This is a genomic window from Rickettsiales endosymbiont of Trichoplax sp. H2 (genome assembly GCF_009690945.1).
GTDB classification, from domain to species: domain Bacteria; phylum Pseudomonadota; class Alphaproteobacteria; order Rickettsiales; family Midichloriaceae; genus Aquirickettsia; species Aquirickettsia rohweri.
On sequence record NZ_NPHZ01000003.1, the window covers coordinates 234,265 to 255,290 of the forward strand.

Below are 21,026 nucleotides of genomic sequence, written 5' to 3' on the forward strand. Positions count from 1 at the left end.
AATATAAATTTCACATTATTAATTATCTTATCTCAGCACACTCATCAATCTTTTTTTTAATTTAAATCTGCAGTTAATAATCTTATAGATGTTTTTACATTAAAAATTTCAGACCTTTTAAAAATTTAATAATAATTATATTTTTTAAGCAATTTTTTTAATTTATCCCTAGCTCTAAAACTTGCATAAGTTTTTTGTTTTTTTTCATCAACAATTAAGTAATTAAAAATTATTGATATACCATTTTTTTCTATCCAACCTATGAACCAACCCACTTGTATATCTAACTTATTATTACCATCACTTCGCAATAGCCCATTACCTGTTTTCCCATAAAGTTTCCAATCTCCTAATCTTTCAATATACAATATTTTTTTTGTCATTTCTTGAGCTTGTTTACTAACTGGCAAGTTATTTGATATAAGCTTTTGTAAGAATTTTAATTGCTCTATAGGAGAAATTTTTAAAGAACTTGAAAGCCATGCATTTGTAAGCCCATTTGATTTTCCTTTATCACCAGATACATTGCCATTACCATAATTCAGCTTATTAACATAATTTTGAAACTTATTAAAACCTAATTTTTTAGTAATAAATTGTGAATACCAAACACAACTATTTTTAATCCATAAACTTGGGTAATAAGTCTGTTTCCAATTATCTAACCAATCAACATATCCTTTCTTAAATTTAACTTTAGGGTTATTTTCATCAATAAGTATCTCTTCATTATAACCCATCAAACTAATAGCAATTTTAAAAGTGGAAGCAGGAGTATATCTAGTTTTACAGTCCCCTTCATTAGTAATAATTTTTTTTCTATCAGCTAATATAAAACAATCTGCATAAGCACTTTTTATTACATAGGTAGTTAAGATTATAAAAATTGATACAATACAAATTATTGATTTTGTTTTTTTCATTTTAATAGGTTCAACCTATCATTATCTTAGAATCGCTAATAAATTCATATGGTGGTATTGCCAAATTTTTAGGAGCAGGGCCTTTTCTAATTCTTCCAGAACTATCATAATGAGAACCATGGCATGGACAGAACCACCCCCCAAATTCACCTTTATTACCAATAGGAACACAACCAAGGTGTGTGCAAATTCCCACTGTTATCAACCATTGCGACTTCCCAGCTTTAACTCTATCTTTATCAGGTTCTGGATCTCTTAAATCTGCTAAATTAACATCCTCAGCTTCTTTAATTTCTTCTTCAGTTCTATGAGTAACAAATATAGGCTTCCCTCTCCACATTACCGTATGAGTCTCACCTTTTTTAATATTTGAAATATCAACTTCCGTACTACCTGCAGCTAAAACACCTTTATCAGGTTTAAGCGAAGTAACGATTGGAATTGCAGCAGCAACAGCTCCAACACCTGCAACAGCACTTGCACTCATAACAAAAAAATCTCTTCTAGAAGACTTTTTATCTCTAGATTTTATATCGCTATTCTTAAGTTTTTTATCTTTTTTATCGACCATAAGTTATTTAATATATGACATAAATAAATATTCTGTGAAATTTCTAAGCAATAATGCTTTAGTATCAAAAAAATCTAAACATTTCAATGCTTCATTTATAATATCTATTAACGAATTATTACCCTTAAATTTTTCATTATCATCAATATCATCTTTAATTTGATATGCCAAACCTAATTTTTCCGCAAAAGAACACAATATTTCAATCTCTTTCTCATTTGCATTATTTAAAATAGCACTGCACTTACAAGAAGCAATAAACAAGTTTGCTGTTTTCAATTTACGCAATCTTTCTAAACTTATTTCATCATAAGTATCTTTTTTCATATTCAAGTCCAATATTTGACCCAATATCAACCCCTTATAACCAATTAACTTACTTAATTCATTAATAATAATTAGTTGCAACTTAGGATTTAAGTTATTATCTAAATTCGAAATCAACTCAAAAGCAAAAGTTAGCAATGAATCACCTGTTAAAATTGCTGTAGATTCTTGAAATTTCTTATGACACGATAACTGCCCTCTTCTAAAATCATCATTATCCATTGCAGGTAAATCATCATGAATTAAAGTATAAGTATGAATCATCTCTGTAGCGGCAGCTAAATTAACAATATAATTAGGTATATTTTTAGAAAAAATTGAATTAGTAGCAAATACTAGAAAAGGCCTAATCATCTTGCCATTACTCAGCAGCATATACCGCATTGCATCAACAATAATATTTTCTTTGTTATAATCTAACAATTCTGATATTTTTGATTGAGTGATATCAGAACAAATTTTTATATTTTGCTCTATACTCAAATCATCATTAAATTTTTTTTTAATCATTATCTCCAATAATTTTTAAAAATTCTACTTCAGATATAGTACTTATATTCATTTTATTAGCTTTATTTAATTTTGATCCAGGATTTTCACCATAAACTACATAATCCACTTTCTTAGATATAGTTGCAGCAATCTTAGCTCCAATCTTCTTTACAATGTCAATAGCTTCATCTCTAGAATATTTCTTTAATGTACCAGTAAAAATCAAATTCTTTCCAGTAAACTTTCCTTTCTCTTTAGGCTTTATATAATTTACTTTTTGAATTTTAATATATTTTAAAATATCTTTTATAACTGCAATATTATATTGATCATTAAAATACTCAATAAAACTTTTTGCAATAACTTCACCTATTCCATTTATTTCTTCTAAAACTTCCAACTTTTTTATATTTGACGCAAAGATCAATAAATTATCAATACCTTCAAAATAATTGGCTATTAACTCTGCAGTCACTTCACCAACATGTCTAATGCCAAGTGCATAAATAAATCTGTTAAAAGGTATTATTTTAGACTTATCAATTGAATTAAATAAGTTCTGAGCTGATTGATTGCCCCAGCCTTCCCAATCTTCTATTTGGCTTTCTAATTTTTCATTAATATCTTTTAATCTAAAAATATCTGCAGGTGATTTTATTAATCCTCTTTGAGAAAATAATATTATTGATTGTTTTGATAGTCCCTCAATATTAAAAGCTCCTTTTGATACAAAATGGCATAATCTTTCAACAAATTGCGCCTCACATTTTATACCTCCAGTGCATCGCTTAACTACATCATCGCCAAATTTTTCAATTGCACTATCACATATTGGACACTTTTTAGGAAAAACAAAATCCCTAACAAAAGAGGAATTTCTTTCGCTAAATTTTACTTCTACAATTTGAGGAATAACTTCACCTGCTCTTTTAATTTTAACAATATCTCCTATCTTAATATCTTTTCTAATTATCTCTTCTTCATTATGTAAGGAAGCTTTTGTTACTAAAACCCCACCAATATTAACAGGTTTTAATTTTGCCACAGGAGTTATTGAGCCAGTTCTACCAACTTGCACAAAAATATCTTCCACTAATGTTTCTGCATAATCTGCAGGAAATTTATGAGCTATTGCCCACCTAGGAGACCTACTTATGTTACCAATTATTTCCTGAAAATCTAATTCATTGATTTTATATACCAAACCATCAATATCATAATCTAATTCAGCTCTCTTAAGATACATACTTTCATAATAATCTATAATACCTTTTGTGTTGTTAAGCAAAATTGTGTTCTCATTTACATTAAATCCTAAAGATTTAAACTTATCCATAACCTCTTTTTGTGTTTTTGCACTACCAATTTTACCTCCCCATACAAAATAACTTAACTTTCTTTGACTGGTAACTTTATAATCAAGTTGGCGCAATGAACCTGAAGCAGCATTTCTAGGATTTGCAAAAACTGCTTTATTACTTTTTTGATTTTCTTCATTAAGCAATAAAAAATCGCTTTTTTTCATATACACCTCTCCCCTTACCTCAAATTCTTGATCAAAATCAACATTAATAGGAAAATTTTCTATTACCTTCAAGTTATCAGTTATTTCTTCTCCTATTTTACCATCGCCTCTTGTAGCCCCAGAAACCATTTCACCATTTTTATAATGAGCAGAAAAAGACACACCGTCAATTTTTGGTTCACAATGAAAATATATTGTATTGTTTAATTCTTGATTTAAATATTTATATACCCTAGACAAAAAATCAGATATATCTTCACTACTGAACGCATTAGCAAGCGAAAGCATAGGGTATGAATGTATTACTTTTTTAAACCCTTTTGCAACTCTCGCACCAACTTTTTGAGTAATACTATCTACATCCCTTAGATTTGGATAAAGCTCTTCAAGCTTATTCAACTCTAACCTAAGATCATCATATTCTTTGTCTGAAATCTTAGGCAAACTTTTTATATAGTATAACTCATCATGCTTTTTAATTTCTTTCCTAAGTTTCTCAACTCTATTTTTTGCTTCTGATAAAGTTAAATTCATATAATATAAACAAGATTAAATATATTAGATAACATATTAATAATAACCTACATAAATTTAAGCTATTACAAGATTTAATCGATTTAATCTTATAATAAATCTACTTAGCTAATTCGATAAAATATTCATCCTAACTCCTTAGGAATTTTTATAATATCATCATATTTATTAGAATTATTATAGACCATAATACCTATTGATTTTTTAGAAATTAATCTAGAATTTGTATTTGAATTAGATATTACTTTCGAATTTAAATTAAATGATTTATTAATTACACTCTTTTTACTAGTATTTAAAGCCATTAATAAACTTCCACTGGTTTTAGCTGTTTGTTTAATCTTTTTAATGTATTTACTACCATGATAAGGATTTTTTGAATGATACATTGCAACAGCTTCTTGCCAATTATTTGTTTTCAAGTAGTTACTCGCTAAATAATACGCAGAATACCCAACATTATAATATGGAGAAGCCATTTGCTCAATGCTTGAAAAATTATGCTTATGAAATTTATAATTTATTTGGTTACACCCAATATCAAAGTTTTCTTTACCACTTGCTACATATTTTTTTAAAGCACTAACTAACTCTGTCTTACTTTTAAAGTATTCTGACCTACCATTTATATTAACTGACCATGGCCATGGTTGAGCAGTTTTAGAAATATTATTATATCTACCAGATTCAACCAATGAAATTAGATATAAAAAATTCTTAGGTATATTATACTTTTTTTCAAAAATTTTAATTGCATTTAAACAGTGTATTGAATCTGAATGGTTATATTCAGATGCTTTTACATTGCTTTGAGTCATTAATACAAAAGCTATCACTAAAATAACTGAAATTTTTGTGGTTCTAATATCTTTGTTTTTGATTATTTTACAATAATAATAAATACTACCTATAGGAATGAGAATTATATACAATAAACCTATAATTGGCAGTAAGAACCATGGTTCAAATATAATACCTGTAAAAACAATTCCAGAAAGTATTAAAAATAAGTTAACTCTTTCCTTAGGAACACTTATTTTTTTTCCTGAATATATTGGAATCTTACTTATCATTAACAAGCCAATAAAAATCATGTAAAAAGCTATGAACCAATATGAATTTATTAATAAATTACTCTTAAATATCTCAAAAGAACACATTAATGGTATTAATAATAAACCAGCTGCAACCGGCATAGGAACACCAATAAAAAAATTATTCTTAACCTCTTTATTTTTACTTTCATGATCAAAAATTTGGGTATTAAACCTAGCAAGCCTTAGTGCTGAACAAGCAATATAAACTAAAACAATACCCCAACCAACACCTTTATATGGTATTTCCTTTAGAGACCATAAATAAACAGCAATAGCAGGTGCAACTCCAAAACTACATAAATCTGCTAATGAATCTAGTTGCGCTCCAAATTCACTTGTAGAATTTAATAATCTAGCAATTCTACCATCAATCCCATCAAGAAAAGCAGCTATAATTATCAGAGCAACAGCTATATTAAATTTTCCGTCCAAAGAATACCTAATAGATGTAATACCTAAACATAGCGCCATAATTGTAATCATGGAAGGTATAAGCTTGGATAATGGTATGTTTATTTTTTTTGAAGTAAATGTCATTGATTACAATTATTTTTTATCACTAACTTTAGTATTTACTTTATTTTTACTAACTTTTACCTTTGATGCATTGGACTTAGTAGATTTATTTATATTTTTTTTATCAGTAGATATAGTTATAGATTTTGTAGAAGCTGATTTAGAAGATACAGACTTAGACTTTTTACTCTCTCTTAGTTCAGCAATAACAGACTCACCTCCTATCATTCTTTGGCCTTCTAATACTTTTATCTCAAAATGATTAGGCAAATAAACATCCACCCTACTTCCAAATCTAATTATACCAAGTCTTTCACCTGTTGATACTTTTTGATCTTCTTTTAAATCACAAACTATCCTACGCGCAATAAGGCCAGCAATTTGAATAACACCAACTTCTTGTTTATCATTTAATTCTAAAAGAATAGACTGTCTTTCATTATGCTCACTAGCTTTATCAAGTGAAGCATTGAAGAATTTACCATGATGATAACTAAGTTTTTTTACTTTAGCAGATATAGGTATTCTATTAACGTGGACATCAAATACATTTAAAAATATACTAATTTTATTCATCTCTTTATCATTACTTGAAATCTCTTTAGGCATTTTTGCTTTTTCAATTTTTTGTATAATACCATCGGCTGGACTAACTAAAACATTGTTTTGATTTGGAATAACCCTGTTAGGATCCCTAAAAAAGAAAATACACCATAAAGTTAATATAAAACCTATCCAACCTAACTGTTGAGACCACATAAAAAGTATTAAGGTAATAATTGCAAAAACACTTATAAAAAAATAGCCTTCTTTATGAATACTTGGAATGAACTCTTTGATAGAATCTAGCATATAATAATAAATATAAATTTTATTATCTTATAGCACATATACAACCCAACTCAAATTGAAAAATTTATATTATCTTCTATATTTTTACTTTACTTTTTACTTTTTTAAAGTACAAGCAAGATAAATTGTAATATTTTTAATGAACTTCTTTTTTTTTATTATCACCATTTGCTTTGTAATTGCTCATACACAAAATGATCTCATATCTCCTACTTTCCCTGATATGATTAAATTTTTTAACACTAACTCTAGGATATTTCATTTAATGAGTAGTAGTTATTCCTTAGGTGTTGCTATAGGTAGCCTTTTTTTAGGTTCTATTTCAGATTATTCAGGTAGAAAAAAAACTTTATTAGTAGGATTACTTTTTTTAGTGTTTGGTTGCTTTTGTAGTATGCTGACTTCCAACATATATTATTTGATATTTTTTCGATTTTTACACGGTATAGGCACTTCTGCTCCAATGGTTGTGTGTATTGCAATAATTTTTGATGTTTGCAACAAAGAAAAAGCTAGAACTTTTATTGGCTTGAAGAATGGAATATTGACTTTTGGTAAAGCAATCGCACCAGTAGTTGGTGGATATTTAGGCTTGTTAATTAGTTGGCAGTTTAATTTTTTATTGATTACAATCTTTACAAGTTTATCAATACTACTAGTATCAATATTTATCAATGAAACTGGTAAATTTAATAAAAATAATTCTAATCAACTAATGACTAACTTAAGTCAAATTTGTAAAAATTATATATTTTTACTCTCAGATAAACTGATGTTAGCATATCTTTTTGCACTTGGCTTTATGGCATGCAGCATAATCACTTTTACTTTAGGTGCTTCAATTATATATATTAATCATCTAAATGTTAGCAAAAGTATATATGGATATCATCAAGGAGGTGTATGGGCTGTATTTGTTATATTTTGCTTTTTAACACATTATATTATCAAATTTACAAATATTTCCGCAGCAAAAAAAATAGGATTTACTATAATGATTATTGGTTGCACATCACTTAATTACACTGCTTATATATATACAACTCCTCACTTAATTACACTTAGTATGATGATTTGCAGTGCAAGCTTTGCAATTTTAATAACAATTTTATTTACTGATGCAATGTCTCTTCATCCCAATATTAAAGGTGCAAGCTCATCAATAATCGCATCTACAAGAACTATCTTAGTAACAATCAGCATTGCATTAGCTGGTTATTTTTTTTAATGGCACTATAATACCTCTTACAGCAATAATTACCATTTTACTAAGTTTAACTATCATTATATATATTCATAATCCACCCTAAAAGGGGGTCTGTTGCAAACGGCAGCGTCAAGTTAAAGAAAGTATGGTAATGAGATTGAATAAAAGTTAGGAAAAATATAGAATCTGAAAAAATAGAAAGTTCAGGAAAATGTGTTAGCAAGACCAAGTAGGCACAGATATCCAATGATGGTAATAGGTCAAGCAGTATGGCAGTATCACAGGTTTAATCTGAGTTTTAGAGATATCAGAGAGCAATTACTGTACAGAGGAATAGATGTAAGCCATGAAACTATACGAAGTTGGTGCTATAAATTTGGCAAAGAATTTGAAAACGTAATCAAAAAGAAACAAAGGAAAACATCAGATAAATTGCATTTAGATGAGATGACAATAAAAGTGAAAGGTGAACATTATGTATTATGGAGAGCAGTGGACTCAGGGGGATATGAACTAGATGTATTTTTGCAAAAACGTCGTAATAAAAAATCGGCAGTAAGGTTCTTATCAAGATTGTTACAAACATATCTCGTACCTAGAGTGATAGTTACAGATAAGTTAAAAAGCTATGTAAAACCGATAAAGCAAATGTGCTTAAAAACAGATCATAGGAAGCACAAGGGACTGAACAATCGTGTAGAGAATGCGCATCAACCCACACGTAGAAAGGAAAAATGTTTGATAAAATTCAAATCACCCAGAGGAATACAGCAAACTCTGTCATTAATGGGTAAAGTACGAAACATATTTGCTGTAAATGTAGGTAGATACACTAATACCGCTAGAGACCAAAGGGATAATTTCCAAAATGCTAAATCTATTTGGAATGAAGCTATGCAAATGATATCTGCTGCATAAAATTTAAGAAGTAGGATTGTATTATACTCTTATTTCCATTAACTTGACGCTGCCTTTATATTATGTAAAATAGCCCTATTAAAATATTAAATTGATGTAATTGATGATCTCCTACTGTAAATTAATTATATGCGAGACAATCTTTTCCATATAACTTGATAATATACTTCCCATATAATTTAATGATAAAAAAATTGAAAAAAAAACCGCAATTATTTTAGGAACAAATGAAATAGTAGGCTCTTGAATTTGAGTCAAAGCCTGAACCAAGGAAATTAACACACCAACAAACAAAGCAACTAATAGTAATGGCAAAGATAATTTTAACAATACTATTACACTATCTTGCGCTATATTGATGATATTTTCAGCATCCATAATTAATTAAATTGTTCATTAGAATTTTTATTTTTGTTGTTATTGTATAATGTCATAAAATCAACAGGAGAAATATATAGTGGTAAATATCCACCATCTCTAGAAATATCTGAAATTACTCTTCTAGCATAAGGAAAAATTATAGTTGGACACTGTATAAATATAACCTTTTCTCTCTCTTCATTATTCATACCTTTATCTAAAGTAAAAACCCCAGCATATTTTAAATCTATTAAATACTGAACATCTTCTTTAACCACTGATTTAACTTGAATTGCTAAAACAACCTCATAAGTCTCTTCCTGTATATTGTGTGCACCAATATCAATTGACACATCTACTTCAGGTTTTTCACTTCCCAATAAACTATATGGAGCTTTTGGATTTTCAAAAGATAAATCTTTGATATATTGAGCATTAACTAGTACACTACCATTAACATCTGATTTTTTTGACATATAATTAGATATATTTTTTTTATTTAATGATTTATATCAAATTTACTTGAAGAATACAAAGATAATATATATTTAAGTAAAGTAAAAATAAAAATGTAATTTAAATTTAAGGATATTTATGGAACTAATTTTTTTAGCAGCACTTACAGCTTTTATTATTTATAAACTTTTTCAGGTTCTTGGAAAAGAAGATGAAAATTTAAAAAAATTCACTCACATTGAACCAGTAGTTGATACAATTAAAAAATGTGTAAAACAAGTAAAAAATGTTGAATTTGAAATAATATCTCTTAAAGAAGCTAATCTTAATCCAAAAATAAAGAAAGTATTTGAAAAAATTATCATAGAAGAAAATGAGTTTAGCATTAATAAATTTCTTAATGGTGCTAAAAAAGCTTTTAAAATGATTCTTACAGCTTTAAATAATGATGAAACTGAAACTTTAAAGAAACTTTTAGAAAAAAAACTATATGAAAAATTTACTAATGAAATAGCAAAAAGGAAAGAGAAGAAAATTAATTATGACGTTACATTAATTGGTATTAAAGATGTAAAAATTATTGATGCAAACATTAAAAATAATACAATAAATATTAAAGTAGAAATTCACAGTGAGCAAATTATACAAGTAACTGATAACAATAAAAACATCATATCAGGCAATCCAAATAATATTTTACAAATTTTCGATATCTGGAACTTTAGCAAAAAAATTAAATCAGGAAATCTTTGGTTATTAACAGAAACTACCTCTAAATGACTCACCAGATACTTAAAAATTTAATATTATTAATTTTTATTATAGCTTTAAGCTCATGTTCGGGTACAAAAAAACGGAAATATAAAGTTAGAAAAGTTAAATTTTTTAAGACTGAATATAGCAAATTAGTTGGGTGGGAATATGATAACCATCTAATCAGTCTAAAAACTTTTTCTAATTCCTGTCAAAAAATTTTACAATTAAATAATTCTAACCCTGTAAGCACATTAACTAATATAGGAGGATCAGCTAAAAACTGGAAATTAATATGCAAAAAATTAGAAAGGGCTAAAATAGAAACAAGTACAGGAGCCAAGAAATTTTTTGAAAGGTGGTTTATTCCATATGTTATCTTTGATGGAAGCACTAATAAAAAGATAGGTAAATTTACTGGCTATTATGAAATTGAGATAAACGGAAGTTTAAAAAAAACTAGAAGATGTAAGCATCCTGTATATATGCCTCCAAAAAATCTCTCGACTCATCAAAATAGAGATTATCTTTCACACTCTTCCATTAATAAGGGTTCTCTTAGGAATAAAAATTTAGAGATTTTATGGGTTGATAATCACGCCAGGTTATATTTCATGCATGTACAAGGTTCTGGACGTGTTAAGTTAGATAACGGTAATTTAATAAGATTAGGATATGCTGGACAAAATGGATTTGATTATACATCAATAGGACCTTACTTTAAAAAATATGATGCAAAAGGAATTAATTCTGCCTTAGACATGATAGAATGGCTCCATAGAAACCCTAGAGATAGTAAAAAAATAATTGAACAAAATCAATCATATATTTTCTTCAGAAAAATTAATGGCGATGGACCGATTGGAGCACAAGGCATAGCTCTTACTCCTGAACGCTCAATTGCGCTAGATAGTGCAATATATCCATATGGAACACCTATATGGATTGACACATCTTTACCTAAAACCAGAAATTACATTGATAGGAAATATAGAAGATTGTTTATTGCTCAAGACACTGGTGGAGCAATAAAAGGAGCTATAAGAGGCGACGTATTTTTTGGTCACGGAAAAAGATCTGAAGAATTAGCATGCTATATGAATAATCAGGGCAAAATGTATGCTTTATTCCCAAGAAGTGTAAAAATTCCAAAATATTATAGAACACACTAACTTTAATAATTGTAATATATCATAAATTTATGTTTTCTTTAAGCTATCCAAGAACAAGATCCCACAGATTAAGAAGCTCTAACTGGAGTAGGGATTTATTTGCTGAAGCAACTATTTCTTCATCTGATCTAATACAGCCATTTTTCATTACTGAGGGCAATAATATCTCAGAACCTATTGATACATTGCCAGGTATATATCGGCATAGTGTAGATAATCTTGTAAAAAAAGCTGAAAATGCTAGAGATTTGGGAATAAAAGCCATTTTAATTTTTCCTCAAATTCCTAAAAATAAAAAAAGTGTTGATGCCAAAGAATCCTATAATTCTAATAATCTAATCTGCAAAGCCATTAAAGAATTAAAAAAACATAAACTTGATATTGGAATAATTGCAGATGTAGCACTCGATCCTTATACTTTAAATGGCCATGATGGAATCACTGATCAAAATGGAAATATTCTTAATGATGAAACAGTAAAAATATTATGCAAACAATCACTTACACTTGCAGAAGCTGGATGTGATTCAGTTGCCCCTTCAGATATGATGGATGGAAGAATTGCAAAAATCAGGGATACACTTGAAGAAAACTGCTTTTATAATACTAAAATTTTTTCTTATGCAGCTAAGTATGCTTCAAATTTTTACGGACCTTTTAGAGAAGCAATTGGATCAAAAAATTTTTTAAAAAACACTTCCAAAGAAACATATCAAATGAATTTTAGAAATTCAAAAGAATCAATACATGAAATTGGATTAGATATATCTGAAGGGGCCGATGCTATTATTATTAAACCAGGAATGCCTTATCTAGACATTATAGCTAGAGCTAGTGATAAATTTAATATACCTATTATTGGGTATCAAGTTAGCGGAGAATATTCTATGTTAAAAATAGCAAGTGAGAAACAAATATTTAATTACACTAAAGCTTTAATCGAAAGCCTGATTTCATTTAAAAGAGCAGGTGCTAATGCTATAATTACCTATGCTGCTACTGATATTGCGAAGCAATTAATAAATATTTAATAAGCTAAAACTATAAAATCAAGTTTTAGTATCACTTATATAAAGATTAATAGAAGCTTTGCAACTCATTAAAAATCACCTAAACTGCAGATAAAAAATTAGAAATTTATATAAAGCTTAAATTTTTATATTGCTGAATATAGCAAATTATTTACCTTTACTAAAAGTGTTAAATTATATTACGTTGAATTTGAGAAAAAGTTATTTCATTTAAAATTTCACCATTTTTAAACACTGGTATTAAATGATTTTTTTCTTTAACATTAAGTTTGTCATGTATAGTATGATATTCATTATTTATTTTAATTAGCGATAACCTACCACATTTGGAATGTTTTTTAGGTTCTGTGATTGGAGATTTACAAACACCTTGCCAATCACAATTTTTCCTTTTTATTGCTGATAATTTCATTGCAAATTGTTGATTATCCCTATTTACTTTTTGTAATAAAGAAGCCCCCATGCCAAAAGAAATATTTTCTCCACTAATTTTTTTACCTTTTAAGACTTTAAGAATTTCTTCAATTTTTTCAATTGAAACTCTATCTCCGTGCAAAACATGTATAAATTTCGGAAGAACTTTATATCCTTTTTTATTTACCTCAAATCCAAATTTTTGCATTAATATTTCTAAAGTTTTTATAACAACTTCTACTGGATCACCACTGTCTGATCTTATGATTAAAGTATTACTTGAATTCTCTATGTTATTTTTAAGTTTACCTCCCCAAATTTTATCAATAGCATTCCAGTAATCATATGAATCACTTACAACTGCATATCTAGAATAATTTTCAAATTCACTAATCATATTCTGATAAGAATTCACCTCTTTATCTTTTCCCCACGAAATAATAGTTGAATGCTCAGCAGCTGGAATAGTAATATAATTATCCAAATCAGCATCATAATATTGTTTTATACATCGTAAGGCAGAAATAGTACTAGTTGAATAAAAATTAACTAAGTGAGACGCACCACCAATTTCAGAAGATTCATAAGAACTAACTCCTCTTGCACCAAAATCAGCAAGCATATATTCCAACCTCTTTAAATTATCAGATGTTTGTAATAAATAACTTTTTATAAGCTTTTTACATTCATAGGATAAAGTTGCAACAGTAGTAGGATACCAAATTGCCCTAAGCAAAGCAGTTTCTAAGTATGTTGGCAACCAAAAACACTTAGGATCAGTATTAGTAATTTGCAAAAGTACATTGTTATTTGGAACTATTGTTCCTTCCGGAACAGCTTCTATATATATTGGTAAGTGGCCACCATATTTATCCAATATATATTCCCAACCACTTTTATTAAATGGCACACCATGAATTTTTATTATTTCTTCTGCTTCATCTATATTTTCTTGAGTAATTGGTTTACAAAGATATTTTTTTAAAAACATTTGTAATCCAAAAAACAAGGTATTTTTAAATTTTCCTCCTCTAGACTCAATATAACATGATAAATATTCAGTAGCTTTTGGATATTGCAAATAATGTGAAGTTTTATATGAATCTGTATTTAATATTAGATTATACATTAAAAGAATGCATATATTTATTTTTTAATTCTAAATAATGTTCTGTGTCTAAAAAATCAATAATAAATTTTAATACTTCTTTTGAAACAAGATTTTTTATTTCTTTTTTTATTTCTTTTTTTATTTCTTTTTTTATTTCTTTTATATCTTTAATATTAAAAATAATATTTCTAATATTAACTGCATCAATGTCATAAATTTTTTGTATTTCAATATATTGCATATTATGAAACAATTTTAAATAATACGAAGAATCATCCTTTGTATGACCAATCAAACCCACTCTCTTATTATGCACAATCCTCTTTACTATTTGATTAATATGCTCTACCCAACATTGATCATCATCAAAATCATCTAAAGGCTCTATATACAATCTATTATTAATTTTATTGGAAAAACTGCCTATAATAAATTTTTTTCTCTCTAAAAAAGTAAAAGGATTTTTTAATGTTCTTGATTTATTTGCAGATCCACAAAAGACAATTAAATTATTAGAAATTTCAAGACCCTTTTCTATTATATATTTATGTCCATTGTGAAAAGGCTGAAATCTACCTATAAATATCAAGAAGTCATATAACATTAATCAATACAATGAAATTTTAATTACATACTGATATATTTAATTTTTGATTACAAAGAAAAATTACAATATAATTAACAGTGTTAAACTTGTAGTGAGGTTTTAATGAATATTATTTCAATAGTCACAAAGTTTCTTACCGATGTAGGTGAAACAAGGCTTACTTTATCCACTTTTAATTTTGCTAAATTGTTAGTAAAAAGAAAAGACGAATCAAAAGTCAAAGATTTGGACAAAACTGCAATAAAAAGCAAACCAAATAAATTTTTAGACATATTAACTTCACCTGGTGTTGGTACTATATTAACAGTCTTTGGTGTAATAACATGTTTATATTCTCCACTAGGCATTGCAATTGGTGGAACTGTAGCTGCAATAACAACTATTAGTTGTTCACTCTCTATGATAAGATCAACCTTAAGGATGAGAACAATCAAAAATAATCAAAATAAAGATTTATTATTGGATACTATTAGTGCAAAAATTCAAATTTCTTCAGAAAGACAATTAAATTCGCAATTTAAAAAAATGGTTAACGAAGAAATAAAAAAAGTAATAAATAAAAGAATATCTAATCAAAAAATTATTAAACAAAAAAGCACTATAAATTCAATATCTAGCAGTATTAGATATTTAAGTTTAACTGGAGCTGCAAATTGGGTGTTAAGTATTATAACATTAAATCCTGTATCGATAGCTATAAGCTCTACATCTATGATAGTATCTAATGGGCTAAGCTACCATGGTGAAACTAATTACAGAAAAGATAAAGATTTACTAGATAAAGAGGTGCTAGAAAAAGAAAATAAATTAATTGAATATCTAAAAATAGAATTAGGAATTGAAGATAAGTTTATTAACAAACTTTCTAACAAGGATTTATTAAAAATTTTAAGCATTAAAGAAGCTGAATTAGCTTGTCATAAAAAATCATATAATTCTCTTGAAGATATGCAAAAAGCATTTAATAATAATATAAAAGTCTATCAAGACATTAATCTTGAAGAATTTCATATACAAAGGAGCTTTACACAAGACTTTATTCATTTATTCTCAAATAGTTTTAGCTCTGAGAAATATGAAGAATTTTTTTGCCCACTTATACGCAGGCAAGAAAAAGAACAATTGGAACAAAAAATTTATTCAGAAATTATTGCTTCATCTAAAAATGATGATTTTAAAGGCAAAGATAAAAGTATGGATATTGAAATGGTGAGGCTCAATGAAAGCAGCTCATCTCCAACTAAATTAGTGCGTTCTATAGATATCGGTGCATCTGCTACTTTAAAAAGCACTCATAATATAAAACAATATACTGAAAGCAAATCTGAAGATAGTTTAGTCGAAAAAAGATCTACAACTACTAAAAGATCATTTTCAGAACAAAAACAATTAGAAAGAAAATTAAATAATCTTGAAAAACCAGAAAGAAGCATTTAGGGTATATTATAATCGTAATCTCAAAGAGTATATTAAACTTAAAAAGATGAAAAAATCAAACATAATAATTAATGTTATTTTAATTTTAATAATAAATATATTTTATAATTATAATTCATCTGCATCCCCTACTAGCGAAATATTATGCAACGGGTGGTTAGCTGCAACAACTGGAATAGATCGTAGTAAAGCAAGTCCAAATCCTAGACCTTCTGATGGAGGAAGAAATAATGATGGAGATAGAGTACATATATCAGATAACATTGGAGTTAAAGGAGTATGCAGAGATTTTTTTCCTACATGGGGAGAAAGAGAAATGTTTTATAGAACCTCTGATGACCCATTAACTATGGAGTTAAAATTCAAAAGACAATATTGCTGGGCTAGATATGTTTTTATTCCATCACCTGTTAATTGTGGTGGCCCAGATTGGAAATGGGCATTTCCACTTGGTTATTTATCATGGAAAAAAGGTGTAAATTATGCTTTGTGGGGGGATACTATAACAAAAACATTTTCTCTTCAAAAAATGGGACCAGAAAATTCCCAAACAGTTTTTTGGGGATCTAACCACGCATATATTAAATATGAACAAAATAATGGAATAGATAATCCTAAACGAGTATGCGCATGGTTTCAACCTGTAGCATTTGGAAAAATTGTAAGTAGTAGCGACAAGCTCATTGGTTGCATTGATATACCACTTAATCCTGCTCCAAATATTTATAATAAAATAATTGTACCTAAAAAATCAGTAACAGTTGCCAATACAACACCAAGTGATAGTACTTTTATAAAACCCCAGATTAATCTGCAACTTGTCAATAGTGCTGGACAGCCAGAAGGAAGTTATACAACTTTAACTTATAATTTTGAAAATAATTCCTCTAACTGTCAACCAATTAACAATAATTCTTATTGTGCATTTGTTTTTTCAGAAAATCCAACTAAAATTTGCGCTGGCCTTGAAAATACCATTTCAAGCAATATTGGCTGCATTAACAGACCTAGACCAACTGATTCAGCGATAAAATTAAATGCAATTCATAACTATTTTATTGACAACAGTTGCTTAGATAACTCTGGAAAACCATCCTTATTTCATTCATTAAAAATTCAGCTTTTATCAAATAATAAAGTAATTAAAGAGTTTCCTGGTCAAAATGCAGGTCTAAGAGATTATTATGCTTGTTATATGAGTAGCAGTTACAATAGTCCAAATACAAATAAACAAATAACAAAAGAATCAATTATCGCTGGTCAAGATACAATAAATATTTATGGAACACAATTTAGGTCAGTAATACCAAAATTAATTACATCTAGTAACCTAGATATCTCAAATATTACATCAGAAGATATTGTTAAAATCCGTCCTGAAAATTTCCAAAAAACATTTATTTATCCACCTATAATAACCTTATCTTCTCCAGCATCTTCAGATGAATCAGGAGCATCAAATTGTCATAAATGTTTTGTTTCTGTTGATGATGAAAACAATTGTATTGATAATCAGTTAACAAGTAAAAAAAGAGGGCAAAGTAAATGCTCTTCCTATATTACACCAGCTGGGAAACGAGATAGAACCTCATGTAATAAAAATTATGACTGCTATAATTTTGAAGATAATCCATTACCTATACAAGATGTAAATACTGATACTACAATAAATTGTTATTTTGGAGCAGAAGGTGATAAAGATACTGATGATTATAATGATGCTGAAAAAGCATATTGTAGTGGCATTTATACTATTAACCAACAAGATAAAGAAAAAAATACCAATTCACAAACAAACGTAATATGCATGAATTTAGACACAGATTGGCCAAATTTTTATGGTAAAGATGATAAAATTTGTGTTAAAATACCTGGACAATACATGAAGCTTGATACAAATGATGTATCTGCCTTAACTGATTATATAGATTTTACTTATGATACCTTTAACCCTGAGACAAAATATACAAAAGATGATCCATTAAAAGGCATATGTAATTCTTCTTTGGGATTAGAGAATGAAAAATGTTTATCAACTGATGGAAAAACATGCACTAAATTATCAGATGTCTCTGATTACAAAAACAATAATACATTAAAAAACTAATTTCTGAATTTCAAAGAAGATTATATGAAAATGCAAAATTATCTTTATGGAGATGAAAATAATAATGGCATTAATTCTAATACATTGCCTATTAATGAAAATTTACTAACATATTTAGGTTATAGTAAAGATTTACTAAAGAAAAATTTTTCTGTAATACCAGCTCACCCTGAAGAAAACCCTTATAGAATATTAAATGGTAATTTTCCTATTGGTATACTACATAATGGATGTAGATTTATCATAGGAGAAGACGGATGTGGAAAAAATGATATTACAGCCCCTTTTTTAAGTAATGCAATCTTTGATACAAGTCATTTAAGTATAAAAATAAGAGATACATTTAAAATAACAGAATCAAATCGTAAAGATATATCTGTTAGATTAGATGCCTTATGATATACCTGTGATAGGTTCTTGTACTAAAGGGTTTAAAGCAGCAGATAATAATCCTCCTACTAGAATATGTAGAGTTATAGTTAAAAAAGATAGTAATACAATAATTACAAAATCATGGTCTAACGCAAAGATTATTAATCCATGTATAAGTAATAATCAATCCAATGGTTAATTTATTATTTATTCATGGTGCTTGGCATTGGAGTGGGTGCTGGTATAAAATAATAAATTCTGAATTATTAAGCAATTATAAAGTTCATGCTTTAGATAACCCTATGAATGGATTTAATACACAATACTCTGCTGAAAATTTTGAACAATACACATTTGAGATACAAAATTTATTAAAAACCACCAATGAAAAATTTATTATCATTGCACATAGTATGGGTGGAAGTATTGCAAGTTTTATAGCTAATAAATTTCCTAAAAAAATAGAAAAAATAATTTATGTTGCTGCTTCTATGTGTGCAAAAAATAAATGTGCACTTGATTATTTTATGGAAGAATATTATTTCAATTTTATAAAAGAACTTGAATTAGAAAATTTAGTTATTCCAGATTCACAAGGACAATTTATAAAATTAAATATATTTGAGAAAGAAAAAATAATAAAATTATTTTACAATCAAAGTCCTGAGTTAGATATAGGTATTGCTTTGAAGAATTTAAGTGAATTAAGCTCTGGCATACCATTTGCACACAAACATAATTATTGTGAGGAATTTTATCCGATTAAGAAAGTTTATGTTGAGTGCACAAATGATAATGCTATGCCCATATCTATGCAAAGAGAAATGCAAAGTAATTTTTCTGATATAAAAACATACACACTGAACACTGATCATTCTCCTTTTTTCTCTAAAAACAAAGAACTTTCAAAAATTATCAAAAAAGAAATAGAAAATAAGGAAGTTTAATATTAAATAAACTGATTATATCACTCTAAAATTATTTTTATTATATCAAATAAAATATTATCATTCCATACCTATATCTTCTTGGCTTTCCTATCTTTTTTTAAGATTTGTATTTTTTATAACCCCTTACTTTTTTTTTATAGTTTAATACTTTAGCAACAGCAATGACTATACACTTGCATATCCTATTTTTATACAGCTCATATAATATATGCCAAGCATTGTTTGGTAATAAAATTCTTTTTAAATGAATTATATTACCTATTTTTGTTTAAAATTATCAATTAAAACCTATTTTCTTTTATTATGCTATCCATTTGTTGGTTATTTTTCTTTGCTTCTTCTTTATAATATTTTCAAATCCTTTGCCAAATTTATAACACCAACTCCTGATAATTTCATGGAGAATAACTCACAATAAGTTATTCGTTATAAAGATTAACATCAATATTTGTGGTCACAATTTCATCACACTCTTGAGGTAAAGAGTTATAAAACATTACACTCTTACATTTTATTTGACTACCTGGTACAAGTGCATAATCCTCATAAGTGCTACTGCTATCTCCTCTAGTAAAAATGTAAGAAGCCAATAAATCACTTAGTTCAGACGCATCATTTTGTAATTTTATTGAGCTACACGTAATATCTTTTGAGACTTTATCTATTATACATCCGTTTTTTCCTTTATTATTTTCTTCTATAAGTCTAAAGTTAATTTTATAATTCTCATTATCTATCAAAATAGTTGCTATTACTATACTTTCATCAACTTTTAAATCTTGGACTTTTTTCCATATTGAATCCTCTTGAAATGTTCTTACTATATCCTCTAATGAACTTACATTATCAAAATCAAGTTTATAAATATAAGTTTTTGTATCGGTATCTTTTGAAATATCACTTTCTTTGGATTTAACAAAAACAAAATTGTATTTTACACCACCAACACTAATAGCTTTTGGGTATCTAATAGATTCACCATATTCTAAATTTGCCATATCATATACTAATAATTAATAAAGTTATTTTAGGTTTTCATCAATAATAAAATAGTAACCCTACGTCAAATAGAAATAAAAGCTCTAATATTAACTTAGAAGTCAAATAAAAAAATCAGAAATTTGCGGAAACAAAATTACTTAATTCTTTATTTATTTTTTATCCTTTATTTTATTTATAACAAAGCTTTTCTTTACCCTACTCAATAATTTCAGCAACTACACCAGCACCGACAGTTTTGCCACCTTCTCTAATCGCAAACTTCAACCCCTTATCCATTGCTATTGGCGCTATT

21 protein-coding genes and 1 pseudogene are annotated in these 21,026 nt (G+C 27.5%); 10 read left to right on the top strand and 12 right to left on the bottom strand.

All coding sequences use genetic code 11. The features are described 5' to 3' along the window. Positions 1–125 precede the first annotated feature (125 nt). The 6 genes and pseudogenes from blaOXA to h2es_RS04840 form a co-directional block, all read right to left on the bottom strand. A complete protein-coding gene (blaOXA, locus tag h2es_RS04815; protein ID WP_154511876.1) occupies positions 126–923 on the bottom strand; it encodes a class D beta-lactamase in 798 nt (265 codons plus the stop codon). 10 nt (positions 924–933) lie between these two features. Beyond that, a complete protein-coding gene (gene petA / locus h2es_RS04820; RefSeq protein WP_154511878.1) occupies positions 934–1,494 on the bottom strand; it encodes a ubiquinol-cytochrome c reductase iron-sulfur subunit in 561 nt (186 codons plus the stop codon). 3 nt (positions 1,495–1,497) lie between these two features. Then, entirely contained in the window at positions 1,498–2,331 is an 834-nt protein-coding gene (locus h2es_RS04825) for a polyprenyl synthetase family protein (protein ID WP_154511880.1), read from the bottom strand. Then, positions 2,324–4,372: an NAD-dependent DNA ligase LigA gene (gene ligA, locus h2es_RS04830; protein ID WP_154511882.1), complete on the bottom strand. Its 2,049-nt coding sequence runs from the start codon at positions 4,370–4,372 to the stop codon at positions 2,324–2,326. The genes h2es_RS04825 and ligA overlap by 8 nt, the downstream gene beginning before the upstream one ends. A 125-nt stretch (positions 4,373–4,497) precedes the next feature. Further along, a complete protein-coding gene (gene pssA / locus h2es_RS04835; protein ID WP_154511884.1) occupies positions 4,498–6,006 on the bottom strand; it encodes a CDP-diacylglycerol--serine O-phosphatidyltransferase in 1,509 nt (502 codons plus the stop codon). Positions 6,007–6,159: 153 nt separating this feature from the next. Beyond that, positions 6,160–6,837 (bottom strand): annotated as a pseudogene (locus h2es_RS04840) (phosphatidylserine decarboxylase); the annotation flags it as partial. A gap of 139 nt (positions 6,838–6,976) precedes the next feature. Between h2es_RS04840 and h2es_RS04845 the strand changes: the two are divergent. Both h2es_RS04845 and h2es_RS04850 read left to right on the top strand, forming a co-directional pair. After that, on the top strand, positions 6,977–8,065 hold the full coding sequence (locus h2es_RS04845; protein WP_154511888.1) for an MFS transporter: 1,089 nt from the start codon (positions 6,977–6,979) through the stop codon (positions 8,063–8,065). A gap of 192 nt (positions 8,066–8,257) precedes the next feature. Further along, on the top strand, positions 8,258–8,962 hold the full coding sequence (locus h2es_RS04850; RefSeq protein WP_326845007.1) for an IS6 family transposase: 705 nt from the start codon (positions 8,258–8,260) through the stop codon (positions 8,960–8,962). A 111-nt stretch (positions 8,963–9,073) separates the two neighbouring features. On the opposite strand, the gene fliQ is transcribed toward h2es_RS04850, so the two are convergent. Both fliQ and secB read right to left on the bottom strand, forming a co-directional pair. Further along, the gene (gene fliQ / locus h2es_RS04855; protein WP_154511892.1) at positions 9,074–9,340 is read right to left on the bottom strand and encodes a flagellar biosynthesis protein FliQ; all 267 of its coding nucleotides are present in this window, start codon (positions 9,338–9,340) and stop codon (positions 9,074–9,076) included. A gap of 2 nt (positions 9,341–9,342) precedes the next feature. Next, positions 9,343–9,798, bottom strand: coding sequence for a protein-export chaperone SecB (secB, locus tag h2es_RS04860; protein ID WP_154511893.1), 456 nt, complete (start codon positions 9,796–9,798; stop codon positions 9,343–9,345). Between the two features lie 118 nt (positions 9,799–9,916). Between secB and h2es_RS04865 the strand changes: the two genes are divergently transcribed. The 3 genes from h2es_RS04865 to hemB are packed head-to-tail and all read left to right on the top strand — an operon-like array spanning position 9,917 to position 12,734. Further along, on the top strand, positions 9,917–10,558 hold the full coding sequence (locus h2es_RS04865) for a Tim44/TimA family putative adaptor protein (RefSeq protein WP_154511895.1): 642 nt from the start codon (positions 9,917–9,919) through the stop codon (positions 10,556–10,558). Beyond that, on the top strand, positions 10,555–11,703 hold the full coding sequence (mltA, locus tag h2es_RS04870) for a murein transglycosylase A (RefSeq protein WP_154511897.1): 1,149 nt from the start codon (positions 10,555–10,557) through the stop codon (positions 11,701–11,703). The genes h2es_RS04865 and mltA overlap by 4 nt, the downstream gene beginning before the upstream one ends. Positions 11,704–11,732: 29 nt before the next feature. Further along, entirely contained in the window at positions 11,733–12,734 is a 1,002-nt protein-coding gene (hemB, locus tag h2es_RS04875) for a porphobilinogen synthase (RefSeq protein WP_154511899.1), read from the top strand. Between the two features lie 169 nt (positions 12,735–12,903). On the opposite strand, the gene h2es_RS04880 is transcribed toward hemB, so the two are convergent. Continuing rightward, complete coding sequence (locus h2es_RS04880; protein WP_154511901.1) at positions 12,904–14,277, bottom strand: nicotinate phosphoribosyltransferase; 1,374 nt, start codon at positions 14,275–14,277, stop codon at positions 12,904–12,906. Continuing rightward, positions 14,270–14,863, bottom strand: coding sequence for an adenylyltransferase/cytidyltransferase family protein (locus h2es_RS04885; RefSeq protein ID WP_154511903.1), 594 nt, complete (start codon positions 14,861–14,863; stop codon positions 14,270–14,272). The genes h2es_RS04880 and h2es_RS04885 overlap by 8 nt, the downstream gene beginning before the upstream one ends. A 105-nt stretch (positions 14,864–14,968) precedes the next feature. Between h2es_RS04885 and h2es_RS04890 the strand changes: the two genes are divergently transcribed. The 5 genes from h2es_RS04890 to h2es_RS04910 are packed head-to-tail and all read left to right on the top strand — an operon-like array spanning position 14,969 to position 19,729. After that, positions 14,969–16,303: a hypothetical protein gene (locus h2es_RS04890; RefSeq protein WP_154511905.1), complete on the top strand. Its 1,335-nt coding sequence runs from the start codon at positions 14,969–14,971 to the stop codon at positions 16,301–16,303. 46 nt (positions 16,304–16,349) lie between these two features. Beyond that, on the top strand, positions 16,350–18,410 hold the full coding sequence (locus h2es_RS04895; RefSeq protein WP_154511907.1) for a hypothetical protein: 2,061 nt from the start codon (positions 16,350–16,352) through the stop codon (positions 18,408–18,410). 24 nt (positions 18,411–18,434) lie between these two features. Further along, positions 18,435–18,809, top strand: a complete 375-nt coding sequence (locus tag h2es_RS04900) for a hypothetical protein (RefSeq protein WP_154511909.1) — start codon at positions 18,435–18,437, stop codon at positions 18,807–18,809. Further along, the gene (locus tag h2es_RS04905; protein WP_154511911.1) at positions 18,799–18,981 is read left to right on the top strand and encodes a hypothetical protein; all 183 of its coding nucleotides are present in this window, start codon (positions 18,799–18,801) and stop codon (positions 18,979–18,981) included. The genes h2es_RS04900 and h2es_RS04905 overlap by 11 nt, the downstream gene beginning before the upstream one ends. Next, complete coding sequence (locus tag h2es_RS04910) at positions 18,974–19,729, top strand: alpha/beta fold hydrolase (protein ID WP_154511913.1); 756 nt, start codon at positions 18,974–18,976, stop codon at positions 19,727–19,729. Before h2es_RS04905 ends, h2es_RS04910 begins: the two co-directional genes overlap by 8 nt. Before the next feature lie 422 nt (positions 19,730–20,151). Here the strand turns inward: h2es_RS04910 and h2es_RS04915 are convergent, their stop codons facing one another. Both h2es_RS04915 and h2es_RS07815 read right to left on the bottom strand, forming a co-directional pair. Then, entirely contained in the window at positions 20,152–20,730 is a 579-nt protein-coding gene (locus h2es_RS04915) for a hypothetical protein (RefSeq protein WP_154511915.1), read from the bottom strand. Between the two features lie 199 nt (positions 20,731–20,929). Continuing rightward, the coding region (locus h2es_RS07815; protein WP_268258912.1) for an EF-Tu C-terminal domain-related protein at positions 20,930–21,026 on the bottom strand (97 nt) is incomplete at its 5' end.

What these genes read in the sequence shown, in the direction of transcription:
- blaOXA (WP_154511876.1), bottom strand. Translation starts at nt 923, where the DNA reads ATGAAAAAAACAAAATCAATAATTTGTATTGTATCAATTTTTATAATC.
- petA (WP_154511878.1), bottom strand. Translation starts at nt 1,494, where the DNA reads ATGGTCGATAAAAAAGATAAAAAACTTAAGAATAGCGATATAAAATCT.
- h2es_RS04825 (WP_154511880.1), bottom strand. Translation starts at nt 2,331, where the DNA reads ATGATTAAAAAAAAATTTAATGATGATTTGAGTATAGAGCAAAATATA.
- ligA (WP_154511882.1), bottom strand. Translation starts at nt 4,372, where the DNA reads ATGAATTTAACTTTATCAGAAGCAAAAAATAGAGTTGAGAAACTTAGG.
- pssA (WP_154511884.1), bottom strand. Translation starts at nt 6,006, where the DNA reads ATGACATTTACTTCAAAAAAAATAAACATACCATTATCCAAGCTTATA.
- h2es_RS04845 (WP_154511888.1), top strand. Translation starts at nt 6,977, where the DNA reads ATGAACTTCTTTTTTTTTATTATCACCATTTGCTTTGTAATTGCTCAT.
- fliQ (WP_154511892.1), bottom strand. Translation starts at nt 9,340, where the DNA reads ATGGATGCTGAAAATATCATCAATATAGCGCAAGATAGTGTAATAGTA.
- secB (WP_154511893.1), bottom strand. Translation starts at nt 9,798, where the DNA reads ATGTCAAAAAAATCAGATGTTAATGGTAGTGTACTAGTTAATGCTCAA.
- h2es_RS04865 (WP_154511895.1), top strand. Translation starts at nt 9,917, where the DNA reads ATGGAACTAATTTTTTTAGCAGCACTTACAGCTTTTATTATTTATAAA.
- mltA (WP_154511897.1), top strand. Translation starts at nt 10,555, where the DNA reads ATGACTCACCAGATACTTAAAAATTTAATATTATTAATTTTTATTATA.
- hemB (WP_154511899.1), top strand. Translation starts at nt 11,733, where the DNA reads ATGTTTTCTTTAAGCTATCCAAGAACAAGATCCCACAGATTAAGAAGC.
- h2es_RS04880 (WP_154511901.1), bottom strand. Translation starts at nt 14,277, where the DNA reads ATGTATAATCTAATATTAAATACAGATTCATATAAAACTTCACATTAT.
- h2es_RS04885 (WP_154511903.1), bottom strand. Translation starts at nt 14,863, where the DNA reads ATGTTATATGACTTCTTGATATTTATAGGTAGATTTCAGCCTTTTCAC.
- h2es_RS04890 (WP_154511905.1), top strand. Translation starts at nt 14,969, where the DNA reads ATGAATATTATTTCAATAGTCACAAAGTTTCTTACCGATGTAGGTGAA.
- h2es_RS04895 (WP_154511907.1), top strand. Translation starts at nt 16,350, where the DNA reads ATGAAAAAATCAAACATAATAATTAATGTTATTTTAATTTTAATAATA.
- h2es_RS04900 (WP_154511909.1), top strand. Translation starts at nt 18,435, where the DNA reads ATGAAAATGCAAAATTATCTTTATGGAGATGAAAATAATAATGGCATT.
- h2es_RS04905 (WP_154511911.1), top strand. Translation starts at nt 18,799, where the DNA reads ATGCCTTATGATATACCTGTGATAGGTTCTTGTACTAAAGGGTTTAAA.
- h2es_RS04910 (WP_154511913.1), top strand. Translation starts at nt 18,974, where the DNA reads ATGGTTAATTTATTATTTATTCATGGTGCTTGGCATTGGAGTGGGTGC.
- h2es_RS04915 (WP_154511915.1), bottom strand. Translation starts at nt 20,730, where the DNA reads ATGGCAAATTTAGAATATGGTGAATCTATTAGATACCCAAAAGCTATT.